Origin of the sequence: Rhizobium sp. 1399 (assembly GCF_031455475.1) — a bacterium.
Lineage (GTDB): Bacteria > Pseudomonadota > Alphaproteobacteria > Rhizobiales > Rhizobiaceae > Rhizobium.
This window is the reverse complement of sequence record NZ_JAVDSU010000002.1, coordinates 1,039,606-1,055,742: the sequence shown is the minus strand read 5'-3', so window position 1 is coordinate 1,055,742 and position 16,137 is coordinate 1,039,606. Positions and strand designations below refer to the sequence as shown.

Annotated in this window: 10 protein-coding genes; 1 reads left to right on the top strand and 9 read right to left on the bottom strand. The window is 59.6% G+C overall.

The genetic code is table 11. The features are described 5' to 3' along the window. Positions 1 to 84: 84 nt before the first annotated feature. Together J2X71_RS10905 and J2X71_RS10900 are read right to left on the bottom strand one after the other, a co-directional pair. On the bottom strand, positions 85 to 426 hold the full coding sequence (locus J2X71_RS10905; protein ID WP_310382079.1) for a hypothetical protein: 342 nt from the start codon (positions 424 to 426) through the stop codon (positions 85 to 87). A gap of 122 nt (positions 427 to 548) precedes the next feature. Further along, the gene (locus J2X71_RS10900; protein WP_310382078.1) at positions 549 to 1,559 is read right to left on the bottom strand and encodes a 2-dehydropantoate 2-reductase; all 1,011 of its coding nucleotides are present in this window, start codon (positions 1,557 to 1,559) and stop codon (positions 549 to 551) included. Between the two features lie 1,441 nt (positions 1,560 to 3,000). Between J2X71_RS10900 and J2X71_RS10895 the strand changes: the two genes are divergently transcribed. Next, complete coding sequence (locus J2X71_RS10895; protein ID WP_310382077.1) at positions 3,001 to 6,282, top strand: GH36-type glycosyl hydrolase domain-containing protein; 3,282 nt, start codon at positions 3,001 to 3,003, stop codon at positions 6,280 to 6,282. Here J2X71_RS10895 and J2X71_RS10890 read toward each other — a convergent pair. The 7 genes from J2X71_RS10890 to J2X71_RS10860 form a co-directional block, all read right to left on the bottom strand. Beyond that, on the bottom strand, positions 6,279 to 7,289 hold the full coding sequence (locus J2X71_RS10890) for a dipeptide ABC transporter ATP-binding protein (RefSeq protein WP_310382076.1): 1,011 nt from the start codon (positions 7,287 to 7,289) through the stop codon (positions 6,279 to 6,281). The two genes, J2X71_RS10895 and J2X71_RS10890, sit on opposite strands and share 4 nt — an antisense overlap. Continuing rightward, a complete protein-coding gene (locus J2X71_RS10885; protein ID WP_310382075.1) occupies positions 7,286 to 8,293 on the bottom strand; it encodes an ABC transporter ATP-binding protein in 1,008 nt (335 codons plus the stop codon). The genes J2X71_RS10890 and J2X71_RS10885 overlap by 4 nt, the downstream gene beginning before the upstream one ends. Further along, complete coding sequence (locus tag J2X71_RS10880; protein ID WP_113320408.1) at positions 8,290 to 9,171, bottom strand: ABC transporter permease; 882 nt, start codon at positions 9,169 to 9,171, stop codon at positions 8,290 to 8,292. Before J2X71_RS10880 ends, J2X71_RS10885 begins: the two co-directional genes overlap by 4 nt. Continuing rightward, entirely contained in the window at positions 9,171 to 10,106 is a 936-nt protein-coding gene (locus J2X71_RS10875) for an ABC transporter permease (RefSeq protein ID WP_113320409.1), read from the bottom strand. The genes J2X71_RS10880 and J2X71_RS10875 overlap by 1 nt, the downstream gene beginning before the upstream one ends. Before the next feature lie 93 nt (positions 10,107 to 10,199). Beyond that, positions 10,200 to 12,761, bottom strand: coding sequence for a hypothetical protein (locus J2X71_RS10870; protein ID WP_310382074.1), 2,562 nt, complete (start codon positions 12,759 to 12,761; stop codon positions 10,200 to 10,202). A 205-nt stretch (positions 12,762 to 12,966) separates the two neighbouring features. After that, positions 12,967 to 14,586, bottom strand: coding sequence for an ABC transporter substrate-binding protein (locus J2X71_RS10865; RefSeq protein WP_310382073.1), 1,620 nt, complete (start codon positions 14,584 to 14,586; stop codon positions 12,967 to 12,969). A 221-nt stretch (positions 14,587 to 14,807) separates the two neighbouring features. Next, entirely contained in the window at positions 14,808 to 15,902 is a 1,095-nt protein-coding gene (locus J2X71_RS10860; protein WP_310382072.1) for a LacI family DNA-binding transcriptional regulator, read from the bottom strand. Positions 15,903 to 16,137 lie beyond the last annotated feature (235 nt).

Below are 16,137 nucleotides of genomic sequence, written 5' to 3'. Positions count from 1 at the left end.
GCCCAAAGCTTTGCCACAAGGGCTGCGACAGAAAATGGCGATGAAGGGTGACCGGGCCACGCCGAAAACCCCAAACACGTCATATCACCGTGCTTGTGATCCCTGTCGGCGGCGGGATAAGACAACCGCAAATGTAGTCGTTACCGCGATTGCCGCCAAAATCGCTCCCCATTGGTCGTAGGTTATTTTGTCAAAGCCCTCGTTGTTCGCAAGCACGAAACTGGCGCAGGTCAATACGCCAGCAGCAAGCCCGACATAGGCCACTGCAAATCCGGACAACACCCTGGTCGAGAACAATATCAACGGAAGATACAGTACGCCCACGACCGGGTCGTACGGTCCCAAGATGTCCAGTAAGAAGACAGCCGAAAGGCCTAAGGGTATTATGATGAGCATAGTGATGCTCGGGGGTTGTTCGCTTTTCATCTTAACGTCTCCAGTGAACTCTCGCGGCGGGTTCCGTAGCGCCACCGCAGCAGCGTCGTTGTGCAACACTGTTGGTAGCTCGGAACATTCGGGAGCTATGTGCGGACTACGTGCAATGTCCCCTAGGCTGCATTAGCCGGCTCGCCCTGGCTTCTGAAATGAGCGATACCTGTAACGGCTTCCGTAACCGGCATTGTTATTCCTTGCCGCTCCGCCATTTCGATGACGGCATCGCAAATCGAGGCAAGCTCAAGCCGATTTCCTTTCTCGAAATCCTGGAGCATCGAAGTCTTTACATCTCCGAGAATTCGACCGGATTCAATGATCGCATCGGGATCGACCTCAAGTTTGCCACCATAGGCCTCGATGACAGGAATGACCTCCCGAAGCATCTGTCGGCTGACGTCAGAGAGATAGTGATTGCCGAAATTCTCACGAAGCGTCGCACCCGTTATTGCGGTCACCGGATTGGAGATAAGGTTGCGTACGACCTTCGTCCAAACGGCATCGCGAATGCGCGTGGCGACACGGACGTCGATTCCTGCGGTATTTAGAATCGCTGCCAATTCGCCGACACGTGTAGACAGTCGGTCATCAAGCTCCCCGATCGTCATCTGCAACGGATTGAAGGTTTGCGCGGTCCCCCAACCCAAACGCTCGGCCGTTATGACAGTGGTCGTGCCTATGATTTGCCGCGATGGCATCAATTTCTTCAGGTTGCCCTTTGGGTCGACAGACCGAACAACTGGACCGTCCCACAGCCCACCTTCGCCGTCGAAGTACCACCACGGGATACCATTGACGACCGGGATGATCGTCGTTTCACTGGTAATGAGCGGCTGCAAGGACGCGGCCAATTCCGGCAGGTCGTAAGATTTTGCGCACAGGAATAAGATATGTTGCGGGCCAAAGTCTGCCGCCCGGCCAACCTCCACTTGTGAGCGGTGATCCCCTTCCTTGTCCAGCAGCCGTATCCCGTTCTCCCTTATCGAGGCCAGGCTTCCGCCTCGAGCGATCAACCTGACGCGGAAACCGGCGATCGAAAATCTTGCGGCAATCGCGATGCCGATAGCGCCCGCGCCTGCTACACAAATCGATGGAACCTGATCGTTCTCTTCGAGAAGTTGCGACATATAGTGTCTCCTGCTGAACTTCGGTGACGCCGCGAGAATGACAGCGTCAACCTTTAGGCATGGTTTTTCGCGGGTTAGCCGGAATTTGGCGACTTCCTGGACGCTGATGGTGAGATGTTAGGCCGCGAACAGTGCCGAAAGGATGTTACTGCCGGCTCCGTGGCTAAGAGTTGAACATGCAGACTCCTACCTACGGATTGGACAGCTATCTGATCCGCGTTAGTAGCAGTCGGGAGAGGTGACAACGGTTCCGACAACGTTGCGTGTCGGCCTCGATCCAGATGCTTTGTTCCGATCAATTCCGATACGAAGAAGTTATGACTTCGCTGTCGTCTACGCATCTATACGGAGGTCTAGCCAGCGCCTACAATTGGTGTATAGCCAAAACCGCGAGCTAGCCCTATCAGCTCCTTCGGATCCTCCCAACGAGGAGATAACGGGTCGTTTCGTCCACTCATTCGGCTGCCCATCTGCCAAACCGAGCGGAAAATTGGCAACCAGCAGGTTACCAGCTTTCGACGTTGGCGCCTGCCCATCGACACACATCTGCACCGGATAGTGCGAGGACAGCTCCAGCGCGTTTTTGAATACAGCGCCGGTCGACCTACCTCTTTGTCCCCGCATCGCTACACCTCGGTATAGATGCATGCGGTCATTGATCAGGGGTATCCTAACAACTGCGTAACGGCCTAAGGAAATGCCTCTGTCAGAAGCAGCAATGCGATTGGTTTGCCTCATATGCAACCAGTCAAGACCCGGCTCTTTCGCCGCGTCGGCCTTGGAGGCGGAAACCGTGGAAATTCCGCAGGGCTTCTTAGAAAAGCGGCCGACCTGGCCGCTGTCCGGATGCTGACGACCAAATCGTTACCGCAATTCAATGGAACTGCACCAATCATGCCCCAAGACCCGGATAAAAGAGCAGGCACGCCAAGATGTTTCATTCTGGAGACAGGCATCGTGTGTTTTATCGCTTTCGCCTGTTGCCTCGCGGTATGGGCCTCGCTCGAGCTTAGCGTTGCCTCAAGCGAGACGGATGAAAGCCCCCGCGCTGCGTCTTCGGTGCCAGTAAAGGTCGCCAGGCCAGTTCCCGTGTATCTTTACAGTCTTGGTTCGGTGCACGGATTGAGCGCAGTCACCGTCAGAACGCGAATAGAGGTTCGAACCGCGGGTGTCGCTGGTAGCTAATTTCCCCCAAACTCCCCCGTTTTCGCGACGATGGCTCTCGGTGGAGTCGTCCTCAGCATTTGCTGTACGGCAACCTGCTGACAGGCGCGATGATTTTCCTGGGCGTCGACGGCAGCATCCCTGATGGCCCTTCACCGCCTCGCTCAGGTGCATTCGTCATCTGTGCGCCACGATCTAACCAGTGACATTAGGTAGTATTTCGCTCAAACATTTTGCATCATTCTCCGATTCCCTTTTAGGCGACACGAGATCTCATATGCCCTCGAGACTGAATCGCAAACTGCAGATGCCCCGCCGCGACGACCTCGGCCTTTTGACGATCGCCAATGGTTCCGGCCTCTCCATATCGGCGCTGCCGAACGGCACGCTCTTCTCCATCGATTATGTCGACAGCCTCGGATCGGTGCAGATCAACCAGATCCAGGGATCGCCGCTGTCCGGCAGCGTCGGGCGCCTCTATCTGCGGGTCGGCGGCAAGAAGCCTGCCGTTGCAGAGATCGTCGGACCTCGGGCGCAGGGTCGCTTTGGCCACAGTGAGGCAGGCTTCTCCTGGAGTGGCGAAGTCGAAGACATCCACTATCAGGTGAGCCTCGTGCTTGCCCCCTCCGAAACGACATGGTTCTGGCATGTCACGCTGAAGCATTCCGGTACGGAAAAACTGCCGGCCGATCTCGTGCTGGTTCAGGATATCGGCCTCGGCGATCACGGTTTCCTGATGAACAGCGAAGCCTATGCCTCGCAATATGTTGACCATCATATCGCCGAGCATCCCGTCTTCGGGGCCGTCGTGATGAACCGGCAGAACCTCAAGCAGGGCGGCGGACGCAATCCGTGGCTCGCGCAGGGTTGCCTGGAAGGTGTTGCCGCCTACGCTACCGATGCGATCCAGTTGGTCAAATCGGCCGCCGGCAAGGATGACCTTCTGGTTGGTCCCTTCGGCAGCAACCTGCCGAGCCAACGCCGGCAGCATGAAATGGCCTGCCCGGCCCTTCAGTCGAAACCGCTCTCCATTTCGGCCGAAGGCGTGACCTCGAGTTTCTTTGGCCTGTTCCTCAACGATCATCAGGCGGCATCCGACAATAGCGATCTGTCCCGCCTCGATCATCTGAAAGCCGTCGAAAAGACGGCTGCTGGTCCGGCAGAGCAGGTGCCGCCGCGCAGCATCCTGCAGGGTGCCGGGCTGCTGACGGTCGAAACGCTCGACAACAAGGCGCTCGCCCGCCTCTATCCCGATCGTATGCTCGAAGAACGCGTAGACGGGAAGCTGCTGTCCTTCTTCGTGCCCGAGGGCGCCCTCAATCGCCACGTGGTTCTGCGGGAGAAGGAAACGCAGATCGCGCGGCGCCATGGAGCAATCGTTCGCAGTGGCCAGAATATGCTGCTCGACGATGTCACATTGGCATCGACCTGCTGGATGCAGGGCATATTTGCCGCGCAGCTGACGATCGGCAATACGTCCTTCCACAAACTGTTTTCGGTCTCCCGCGATCCCTACAATCTGACTCGGGCCAGCGGGCTGCGCATCCTGGCTGATATCGGTCAGGGCTGGCAGCTTCTCGGCGTGCCTTCAGCCTTCGACATGGGCCTCAGCGATTGCCGCTGGATCTATCGCCTTGGCGATCGCACCATCACCGTCACGGCGACAGCGTCAGGCGAAGATCCCGCCATGCAATGTGCCGTCTCTGTCGAGGGTAAGCCCTGCCGCTTCCTGGTCTTCGGCCATCTCGTTCTCGGCGAGCGGGAATATGACACAAGCGGTTATGCCGAATTCGACGCAGAAGCCAAACGCATCCGCTTCCGCCCAGACCCGCATTGGCTCTGGGGCGAGCGTTTTCCCGATGCCAGCTACTGGCTGGTGAGCTCCACGCCTGGCGCAGTCGAGGCGGTTGGCGGCGACGAGTTTCTTTATGAAGACGGCGTGGCCCGCAACGGCGCCTACATTGCCCTGCGCTCCCACGAGACACAATCGCTCGCTTTCGCCGTCGTCGGCTCGATGACGGACATGGCAGAGGCCGAGCGTCTGGCCGATCGCTACGCAGGTGGTATCACGCAGGAGGCGATGCTCGATCCAGCTTCGCGTTTCTGGCAGCACGCCATTCGCGGCCTGACACTCGACAAGCCCAAAGCCGATGCGGTGGCGCATGCCGCGATCCTGCCCTGGCTCGCACATGATGCAATCGTGCATCTCAGCGTCCCGCACGGGCTGGAGCAATATACGGGCGCTGCCTGGGGCACGCGCGATGCCTGCCAGGGGCCGGTGGAATTCCTGCTCGCCTACGAGCATGACCGCGAAGCCAAGGAAGTGGTCAAGACTGTCTTCAGCGAGCAGTACCTGGAAAAGGGCGATTGGCCGCAATGGTTCATGCTGGAACCCTATGCCAACATCCGCTCCGGCGACAGCCACGGTGATATCGTCGTCTGGCCGCTGAAGGCGCTCTGCGACTATATCGAGGCAACTGGCGATCTCGCCGTCCTCGATGAAAAGGTGGTCTGGCGCGACGACAAGACCATGGGCAGTGCACCGGCCGATACGATCACCGTCCATGTCGACAAGCTTCTCGCTACCGTGCGCGAGCGCTTCATTCCCGGCACGCATCTAATCCGCTACGGCGAAGGCGACTGGAACGATTCCCTGCAGCCGGCCGATCCGCATCTGCGCGACTGGATGGTGAGCAGCTGGACCGTTTCGCTGCTCTATGAACAGATCGTGCGTTATTCCGCTATCCTGCGTCGCATCGGCCAGGCTGCTGACGCCACGGAACTGCGCAAGATCGCCACCGCCATGCGGCGCGACTTCAACAAACACCTGATCCGCAATGGTGTGGTCGCCGGTTACGGCATCTTCGATCCCACCCATGACGGCGTCGAGCTGCTGCTGCATCCCGACGACCAGCGTACCGGGCTGCACTATTCGTTGATTTCGATGACGCAGGCGATGCTCGGCAAGCTCTTCACGCCGGAACAGCGGCGGGCGCACATGAAGCTGATCGAAAAGCACCTGCTCTTCCCTGATGGCGTACGCCTGATGGAGAAGCCCGCGACCTATGCCGGCGGCCCGGAAACGCTGTTCCGGCGCGCGGAATCCTCATCCTTCTTCGGCCGCGAGATTGGCCTCATGTATGTGCATGCGCATCTGCGCTATTGCGAGACCCTGGCAATTGCTGAGGATGCAAAGGCGCTCTGGAAGACGATCGGTCTCGTCAATCCGATCGCCGTGACCGACGCCTTGCCACACGCGTCACTGCGCCAGCGCAACACCTATTTCAGCAGCAGCGATGCCGCCTTCCCTGACCGCTATCAGGCGATGAGCGACTGGGACCAGGTCAAGGAGGGCGAGATCGACGTCGACGGCGGCTGGCGCATCTATTCCAGCGGGCCCGGCCTCTATGCCCGCAGCTTCATCGAGAACATCCTTGGCTTCAAACGCCGCTTCGGACGACGCAAGCGCGAACCGCTGCTGCCGTCTTCCGCCTCGATCACGATCAAGACGGATCATGCACCCTGGCGCCGGCTAAAGGGGCCAAAGCGAAAGGGTTAAGCGGCAACTTCGCGTACCCGAGGCGGGATCGGATTGGGAGCGGCGAAATGGCAGGCGGCCATCTGACCGCTCGCTACCTCTCTCAAAGCGGGCCGTTCGACTTTACAGATGTCCTGCGCGATCGGACAGCGAGTGTGAAAGCTGCAGCCGTGAGGGATGCGCGACGGGCTCGGCACGTCGCCTTCAAGCACGATGCGGCGGCTTTTCCGGTCCGGATCGGGCTCGGGTGCCGCTGACAACAGCGCCTGCGTATAGGGATGCTGCGGGGCCGAATAGACCATCCGCTTGTCACCTATCTCCACGATTCTGCCGAGATACATCACTGCCACACGGTCAGCGATATGGCGGACGACGGCGAGGTCATGGGCGATGAAGAGGAAGGAAAAGCCCTTCTTCTCCTGAAGGTCTTGCATCAGGTTGATGATCTGCGCCTGCACGGAAACGTCGAGTGCGGAGACCGGCTCATCGGCGACGATAAAGCCGGGATTGAGGGAGATCGCCCGGGCAATACCGATGCGCTGCCGCTGGCCCCCGGAAAACTGCCGGGGATAACGGTCCATGGAGCTCGTCGGCAGGCCGACCTGCGTCAGGAGATCGGCGACCCTCTCGCGCCGTTCGCGCTTCGAGCGGATGAGGCCGAAGGCATCCAGCGGCTCGCCGATGATTTCGGCGATGGAGCGCCGCGGGCTCAGCGATCCATAGGGATCCTGAAAGATCATCTGCACATTGCGCCGCATGCTGCGCATCTTCTCGTGCGACAACGCCGTCAGCTCGGTGCCCTCGAAGAAAACACGGCCATCAGTCGGCTCGATCAGCCGCAACAGCAGGCGTCCGAGTGTGGACTTGCCGCAGCCGGATTCTCCCACGAGCGCCAGCGTTTCGCCACGCAGGATCTCGAAGCTCAGATCATCGACGGCGCGCACGCCGCTACTCTCCTGCTTGAAGGACAGCATGCCGCCATCGGAAAACACCTTGCTCAACCCTTCGGCCCGCAGGATTGCGTTCATCGCATATGCTCCTCGATCGATGGGAGGGATACTTTGTTTTCGGCTGTAACCCAGCAGGCCGCCTTGTGCTTCGGACCAAAGGCAAACATCGGCGGCATTTCGCTGCGGCACTTGTCGATATGCAAAGGACAGCGGGCGTAGAAGGGACAGCCCTCCTTCACCGAGCCCGCGGTCGGTACGGAACCCGGGATCTGATATAGGCGCGAGCGCTCATCATCGAGCCTTGGGATCGATTGCAGCAGGCCGCGCGTATAGGGATGGCTTGGATCGCTGAAGATCGAGCGGACATCGGCATCCTCGACCACGTGGCCGGCATACATGACGATGACACGATCGCAGACCTCGGCGATGACGCCGAGATCGTGCGAGATCAGCAGCACGGCCGTGTTCAGCGTCTTGCGCACCTTCGCCATCAGGTCGAGCACCTGGGCCTGGATGGTCACATCAAGTGCCGTCGTCGGCTCATCCGCGATCAAAAGTTTCGGATTGCAGGCAACTGCCATCGCGATCATCACGCGCTGACGCATGCCTCCAGAAAACTGGTGCGGATAGGCATCGAGCCGCCCCTCCGGATTGGGGATGCCGACAAGCTTCAGGAGTTCGATGATGCGGGCGCGGCGCTCTCCGCGGTTCATCTTCTCATGCAGCTTGATCGCCTCGCCGATCTGGTCGCCGATCGTCATGACCGGGTTCAGCGAGCTCATCGGCTCCTGAAAGATCATCGCGATGTCCCGGCCGCGGATCTCGGGCATGGCGCTTGCCGGCAGTTTCAGCAAATCATTGCCCTCGAAACTGATCTTGCCGCCGGAAATCCGACAGAGTTCCGGCACCAGCCGCATGATTGCAAGCGAGGTGACGGACTTGCCGGAACCGGATTCGCCGACGATACCGACCGCTCCGCCAGCTTCGATTTCGAAGCTGACATCATCGACGACAACGATCGGGTTTGCCGGTGTTCCGAATTCCACCCGCAGATGCTCGACACTCAGCAAGGGCTGCTTCATTGGCTCGTCTCCGGATCGAGCACGTCGCGCACGGCGTCGCCGATCAGGTTGAAGGAGAGAACCACGAACGTAATCGCAATACCGGCGCCGATGATCGGCCAGGGTGAACCGAAGAGGTTGTTGAGACCGTCACGGATGATATTGCCCCAGCTTGGATTGGGCGGTTGCGTACCGATGCCGAGGAAGCTGAGCGAAGCCTCCAGGCGGATGGCGGAAGCGACCCAAAGCGTCATCAACACGACGATGGGGGCTGCAATGTTCGGAATGATGTGGCGTAAAATAATCGTCGGCGTGCGCACACCAACCGCGACCGCCGCTTCAACATAGGGCTCCTGCTTGACCGCCAGCGTCGAGGCGCGGGCCACACGGGCAAAGCCGGGGATGAAGGCGACCGTTATGACGGCGATAATATTCCAGAAGCCGCCACCGAGCACGGCGGCGATGATGATCGCCAGCAACAATTCCGGAAAGGCGAGCAACAGGTCGATGACGCGCGAGATGAGGCGGTCGGTGATGCCGCCGAAATAGCCGGCGGTGACGCCGAGCAGGGTGCCGAAAATCGCAGCCAGAACCGGCGATATGAAGCCGAAAATCAGCGAGTTGCGCGAGCCATAGATCATCCGCGACAGCACATCGCGGCCAAACTGATCGGTGCCGAGCCAATGGCCGGCTGACGGGTTCTGGTTGATCGTCAGAATGCTCTGGGCGAGCGGATCATAGGGTGCAAGCCATGGCGCAAAGGCGGCGACGAAGATGAAGATCGCGACCACCAGCAGCGCAAAACTGGTGGATATTCGCCCATAGAGGATGTGGCGGAACGCATCCGCCAGCCGGTGATCGTCAGCAATGACCTGGGGTGCCTGTTCGGTTGCGGCCATCACTTCACCCGGATTCTTGGATCGACGACGATGTAGACGAGATCCATCGCCAGATTGATCAGCACCACGAACATCGCAAAGACCACGACGCCCCCTTGAATGACACCATAGTCACGCTCGGAGATGGCGCTGATCAGCAGCTTGCCGATGCCGGGGCGGTTGAAGACGAGTTCGATCGCCACGGAACCTGACAGCGTCGCCAGCATGCTGAGGCCGAGCCCGGTCGTCAGCGGCAGAAGTGCATTGCGCAACCCGTGGCGATAAATGACGCGCGTTTCGCGCGCGCCCTTGGCGCGAGCGGTGCGCACATAATCGCGGCCCATCACCTCCAGCAGCGAGGTGCGGGTGAGGCGTCCAATGAAGGCCGCCTTGACCAGTGCCAATGTAAGCGCGGGTAGGAAGACATGGTGCATGCGGTCAATGAAACCGGTGCCGCCACCATTGATCGGGAACCAGCCGAGATTGAGCGCGAAGGTAATGAGCAGCAGCGCGCCGAGGTAAAAATCGGGAATGGCATAGCCGAACAGCGAAAAGCCGCGCATGGCCGAATCCGGCAGGCCGTTGCGATGCGTGGCTGCCCAGACGCCAAAGGGTACACCGACGACAACGCCCATGATCATCGCAACGATCGTCAGCTCGATCGTGTAGGGAAGATTATAGACGATCAGTCCGAGGACCGGCTGGTCGGTCATGGCGGAACGACCGAAATCAAGGCTGAGCGTGCCGATAACGAAGTTGATATATTGCTGCCATAGAGGAGCGTTCAGCCCCATCCGCTCGCGAAAGAGCTGGAGCTGTTCGGCCGTGGCATTGTCGCCCAGCGCCGCAATTGCCGGATCGCCCGGCAGAATGCGCATGGCAATGAAGACAAGTGTCAAAACCAGCAGGATGGTCGGAATAGCGTCCGCCAACCTGAGCAAGAGATACCGGGTCACAGATCCGTCTCCTCCCTGTCACCGCCAGAGCGGTCTCCTCCTTCGACGCGGCCGGCGTTCCCGTCGGCAGACGCCCATGATGGTATGCACGGTTCAGTCCTGCAGCGCCGTGTAGTAAGGCTCGTTGGACAGGTTGTCCTCAAGACCTGGTGACAGCACGTTTCGCCCGCCCCTCCTCGAGCTGACGAAAAACTGCAGGTGAAACTTGGAATCGGTGTAGTCGCCGGAAATGGTCGCGGCGAAGCCATCGCCATTCCGTGTCATCTTCGCCGAATTCCAGCGCTCGGCCTGATTGACATGACGATAGTGCAGCACCGGTTCCTCGTCTACCGTCTCATCGACATGCACCGTAAGCGCCTCGCCAGCTTTGAATGTTGCAGGTGCTGCGATACCCGCAGTGCTGGAGATCACCGGCTGGCGGGCCTTGAGCGCCTTGAGCGCTGCAAGCACCTGCTCGTCCGGCTGCATCGATTCAAACTTGCCGGCGCCGCGCAGCGACTCCAGATCGAGAACTTCGGCTGCCATCTCGGGCAGGCGCGATTGCCACGAGCCGCGCAGCCAGGATTGCGGGCCGTAGGTCAAGTCGTCGTGATAGATATCGCGGGAGACATCGGCCGCCGCCTGCCAAGCCATGACGGAACGCTTCGCGTGATCAATAACGGGCTCGATCAGCGTCGTGACCTTGGTGGCGATGAAAAGCTCCGCCCAGCATGCAGCCCGGAAGCGCTCCGCGAAGAAGCGGGCAATGCCGGCCGAGATCTGTATGTCGATCATGATGCGCTGGACGGCGGCGGAGCCGAAGCTTCCGGTCACCTTCGCCCTTGTCAGCGCCGCCTCACAGCCTTCCGCCATCTCCTCCAGCCAGTCGGCCACATCAAGTGGTGTGTAGCGATGCGAGGGCTTGCCGGCGAGAAGCAGTTCGGCATATTCGCGCGCATTGGCAAAGAGCGATGAATCGAAGGTTGGTGCATTTCCGAAACGGACCGGCCCTTCCATGTCGAAGCCATAGGCGCGACGGCCCGAGCCTTCGACGAGTGCAAGGTTGGTGTAGACTTCCGGCCAATAGTGATTGTTGGAAGCTGAAGGGCCGTGTGCCAGGGTGATCAGCGGCAGCACGCGGCTTGCCCAGGAGAGCCCCTTCTCGCAGTCGGCGGCGGCATCGCCGCATTCATGTTCGAGATAGCGCATCCAGCTTTCGCGCGGTGCTTCCGGATAAAAGAGCAGTCGCCCCCAGACGCGGTATTGATACTCATATTTCTGCCAGTCGTAGCGCGTCGGCAGGCCGTGCTTCTGGTAGTTGAAGCGACCACCGGGAATGCCGGTACCCATACGGCCCTTGAAGCTCTGCGGCTCGCACCATTCAACGCCGTCGGAGCCGGCAAACATGGAGCTGCGGCCATAACCGGCGGCAAATTCCGGATCGCCCCAGAGCAGCACCCGCTGCGTCCCCGCCCAGATGCGGTAGATGACCTTGTAGTCCTTGTCCTTGGTCAGGAGGTCACCGTAGCTGTAGCGCAAGAACTTGCGGGAACCTTCGCTGAGCTGCTCGCGCTCGCTGCGCGCCACCTCTGGCGGGTACTCCTTGTTGCGGATAGCGGACTGGTGATAGGGCGGCCCCATATGTTCGGCGAGATATTTCGGCGAGGCGGCAAAGGGCATGCCGGACTCGCGGGCGATCTGCAACATGGTGTGATCGAGACCCTTGCCATGCATGTCGATCTCGACAGGACGGCCGGCGGCAGCAACACCCGCGAAAGCCTCTTTCCAGAACCCGTACTCGCCTTCCGCAATGCCGCCCTCGACATGGACGCGGAATGTCAGGCCGGTTATCTCAGGGACTTGCCGCAGCAATTCGGTGATCGCATCGCGACAGTAAGGTGCGAGATTATCATCAGTGACACCCGTGACCGTGTAGTTGGCACGTGGCACGTCGTCGAAATCGTAGCGCTGCGTCCAGAGCGCCAGCTGGAATTCCAGCCCGCGCTTGGCGGCCTCACGACCAATGAATTTCAGCATGTCCAGATTGGTTTCGCGCTCCTCGTCGGAGAGCTCGGTCACTTCGACGTCATAACCTGGCAGCTTCAGCAGGAACGGATAAGGGAAATAGAAATAGACGTCGGTGATCCACGGATTGTGGTAGGGATAGTTGTAGCCCATGCCAAGCGTCAGCGCGAAACGGTTGAACCGGTTCGATGCCAGCATGGTCAGATAATCGCGCCATTGCTGCTTGTCGTGGAACCAGACCTTGTCTTCCTCCTCGCTGCAGAAAAGCCGCGCCATGCTGCGGATGCGAGCTGACGGTTTTTCGGCAAGAGGAAACCTGCCTGCAAACAGGTCTTCGCCATCGCTATAGCGCACGCGATCGGCGAGCTCGGTCAAAGCATAGACCATCCCCCTTTCGTCATGCGCCCACACGGTAATCGTGTTGTCGTCGCGGATGAGAGCAAACGCTTCCTCGCTCCGCGCCATCGCCGCCGGCGCCTGTGGCGATCCAACCTCGGCCACCACGATCGAGATACCCTGCCCCGACGCCTTATCGGAGGACTTCGCACCCCGCCGCTTCAGGCGGCTGCGCAATTCGTCGATTGCCCATGCGACACTGTCCGAAAGCGGTGTGGATGGCAGGCTGAAGGATACGGTGTCGGTTTGCGCCATGTCTGACCTCGCAGGAATAAGACCAATATCAGCGCGCAGGGCGCAACGCTCCCCGCTCAACGCTGGGAACGATCATGATGTCGGAACGTGTTCGCGACTGGAGCATCGGACCGAAAATATGAGGCGGTTTTCGAACAATCCGATGCTTTAACAAAGACCTGGAGCGGCGGACGCGATTCGGTTTTTGTCCGCCGTTCTAAGGAAGTTAGGCCTTGATCTTGGCCTTGGTCAGCGGCCAATTCACATAGCCGGAAACCACATCGTAGCCGAGATCGACCTTTTCAGAACGGACGATCATGAAACCGTTGTTGGAAACGGGCAGAATGACCGCATCCTTGAGGGCCTTGATCTCGATTTCCTTGACGATCTCCAAGCGCTTGTTGAGATCCGGCTCGGCAAGCGCCTTGCCCAGGAGGTCGTCGATGCCTGGAACGGCAGCGCCATAATGGCTCATATTCGCCCCGCCATTGCCATCCGAGCGAACTTCAGCGCCCTTCGACAGATAGGTGACGATCACCTGCGTCGGCACCGGCGGCAGCGCAGACGACTGCTGCGACAGCGTGTTGGTGCCAATGTTCTGGTCGGCATGGAAGGCTGTATGATCCTTGATGTTCAGGTCCATATTGATGCCAATCTTGCGCAGTTGCGCCTGGATCATCAGCATGATGGCCGAAAAATCCTCGCGCTGCGACGTATCGTTCTTGAAGCTGAAGCCATCAGGGAACCCGGCTTCGGCAAGCAGCGACTTGGCTTTTTCAGGATCATACTTGTAGGCAACATCGGCCGGGATGTTTTCCGCGGTGAAGCCACCGGGATAGGAGGGTGGATTGAGCCCGTAAGTGCGCTTGCTGATCGGCGCGATCGCTGTGGTGATCTCGTCGCGGTCGATCGCATAGAAGAGCGCCTGACGCACACGCACATCGTCGAACGGCTTCTTCGTCACGTTGACCTGCATGGTGAAGAAGCTGCCGGGGCTGACGACGTCGAAGATCAGGTTCGGATCGCGCTGCGACATGGAAGCCGCCCAGCCGGGGGCACGAACGCCCTCAATCAGATGCACGTCGCCTGACAGCAGCGCCAACGTACGCGCCGTCGTATCGGCGATATAGAGGCATTGCAGCTTGGGTGTCGCCGGCTGGACGTCCCAGTGTTCTGTATTGGCAACCAGCATGACGCCCTGCGACGGATCCGGATAGACAGTTTCCAGCACATAGGGGCCGGTTCCGATCGGATCGCGGCCGATCGGCTCCTCGCCCTTCGCCTCGACTGCCTTCTTGCTCATGACGGAGGCGTCGTAGTCGCTGAGAACGCCGAGCAGGAAGAGCGGATCCGGCTGCGCCAGCTTGAAGGTGACCGTGTAGGGATCGTCGGCCACGACCTCGCTGATATTGGTGAATTTCGGACGCACGCCACCGACGCGGACGGCATCGCGAATGCGGTCGAAGGTGAACTTGACGTCCGCGGACGTCATCTCGCCATAGCCCTTGTGGAACTTGACACCCTGACGGAGCTTCAGCGTCCAGGACTTCGAATCCGGCGTCGAGCTCCAGCTCGTTGCAAGGCGCGGTACGAGCTCGTCTATCGTTGCCGGGAACTTCCAGAGCGGCAGGTCGACGAGCTTGTCATAGACGTGGATAATCGCCCAATTGTCGACACCCTGGATCGACTTCGCAGGGTCGATGGTCCTGAGGCCGCGGGCAGCAAAAGCAATTTTCAATGTATCGGTGGCTTGCGCAAACGCGGCCGGGCCGAAGCTTGCCACAATACCGGCGCCGACAACGGCAGCCGCAGAATTTTCCATGAATTTACGTCGAGTAATCGCCATGCTCAGATCCTCCCTTATCGAGACGCTGCATCCCGGTTGACGCTTAATTCCCGGTGTTTTTGTTATGAAGCGTCTTCTGGGTCGACGAGCAACGCAAGGGGACGGTAGCGCTACCAGATACAGGCGTCAAGTTTGTTCGACCGCGGATTTATGGGCGTTTTGGAAAAGCTCTTATTCAAATTGCGACATATGCCGCAAGCGAAAGATCGGCGGTCTTGGCGTCAGTCGCCCGCCAGCCGGCGCCGCAGTTCCCCGCTGCGGTCGGTGCTGACGCGTTTCTTGATTTTGAAGCCCAAGTCGACAATCCGGTCTCCGCTGTCGTCTCCGCTCAAGCGCCGACGGAGCGCCATAACGGCATTGTAACCGGATTCCCAGCGGGGGCTGCGCACACTAGTGATCGAAGGATAGGCCGCTTCCATAATGTCGAAATCGTTGAAGCCGGCGATGCCGAAATCCTCGGGCACGCGGATGCCGCGCTCCATGCATTCGAACAGCGCACCAAGCGCCATGACGTCATTGTTACAGAAGACAGCGTCCATATCCGGATTGGCGTCCAGAAGATCGGCCATCAGCTTGCGGCCCGTCGAGGGCGTTGCAAAGCGTGGCGTTTCCCAGCCCACACCTTCGGGAATATGGTCGCTCCTGTCGATCGGCGAAATATAGCTCGGATTATAGATGCCGGCTTCCGTCAGCGTGTCCTTCAGACCGGAATAACGGCCGAAGGAACGGCCATTCAGCCAGCCGCTCAGAAAGCCGATATGCCGGTAGCCGGCCTCGATCAGGTGACGGGTTATCGCCCGGCCGGCCTCATAGTGCGAAAAGCCGATGATCGTATCGATCGGTTTGTCCGTCAGGTCCATGATCTGGATGACTGGGCAACGAGCATCTTCCAGCATTTCGCGCGCGCGATCGCTCTGTTCGGTGCCGGAGACGATCATGCCCGCCGGCTTCTGGCGCAGCATCTGTGCGATCAGTCGCTCCTCCTCTTCCGGCTGGTAGCGGGTATTGCCCATCTGGATCTGCAGCTCAGTGCCTTCGACACCGTCATAGACGCCGCGCAGAACGTCGGAGAAAATATTCTGGGTCAGCGAAGGAACGAGCACACCGATGACATCGGCCCTGACGGAGGCGAGCGCCCGGGCGCTGAGATTGGGAACATAGTTCAGTTCCCTCACCGCCTTGTCGATATTGGCGCGCAGGGTGGCGGAAACCTGGCTCGGATCACGCAGCGCCCGCGACACCGTAATCGCCCCGACCCCGGCGAGACGCGCAACATCGGCAATCGTGGGACGACCATCGGTCCGTCGGCTTCGCAATCTTTTCTCCCCTCGCGGCATTTCGGAACAGCGCTGCCCCTCCCTTGGAGGGTTTCTCAGGCATTACGCAAAACGAATATTTCAATTCCAAAAAGCAAGATCGGAGTCAACGCGGGCGTAATAGCTCAGCGCATTGTGGCGACGTTTGAGCGGCACAGCCACGATAATACAACCGAACATCTTCCGCAGCGGCCATCGCACACTTTGCCGGAGTTTTCCGCATCGTGGAATTTCC

Excerpts from the sequence above, each read along its gene's own strand:
- J2X71_RS10870 (WP_310382074.1), bottom strand. The coding sequence starts at position 12,761 with ATGGCGCAAACCGACACCGTATCCTTCAGCCTGCCATCCACACCGCTT.
- J2X71_RS10905 (WP_310382079.1), bottom strand. The coding sequence starts at position 426 with ATGAAAAGCGAACAACCCCCGAGCATCACTATGCTCATCATAATACCC.
- J2X71_RS10885 (WP_310382075.1), bottom strand. The coding sequence starts at position 8,293 with ATGAAGCAGCCCTTGCTGAGTGTCGAGCATCTGCGGGTGGAATTCGGA.
- J2X71_RS10880 (WP_113320408.1), bottom strand. The coding sequence starts at position 9,171 with ATGGCCGCAACCGAACAGGCACCCCAGGTCATTGCTGACGATCACCGG.
- J2X71_RS10900 (WP_310382078.1), bottom strand. The coding sequence starts at position 1,559 with ATGTCGCAACTTCTCGAAGAGAACGATCAGGTTCCATCGATTTGTGTA.
- J2X71_RS10895 (WP_310382077.1), top strand. The coding sequence starts at position 3,001 with ATGCCCTCGAGACTGAATCGCAAACTGCAGATGCCCCGCCGCGACGAC.
- J2X71_RS10865 (WP_310382073.1), bottom strand. The coding sequence starts at position 14,586 with ATGGCGATTACTCGACGTAAATTCATGGAAAATTCTGCGGCTGCCGTT.
- J2X71_RS10890 (WP_310382076.1), bottom strand. The coding sequence starts at position 7,289 with ATGAACGCAATCCTGCGGGCCGAAGGGTTGAGCAAGGTGTTTTCCGAT.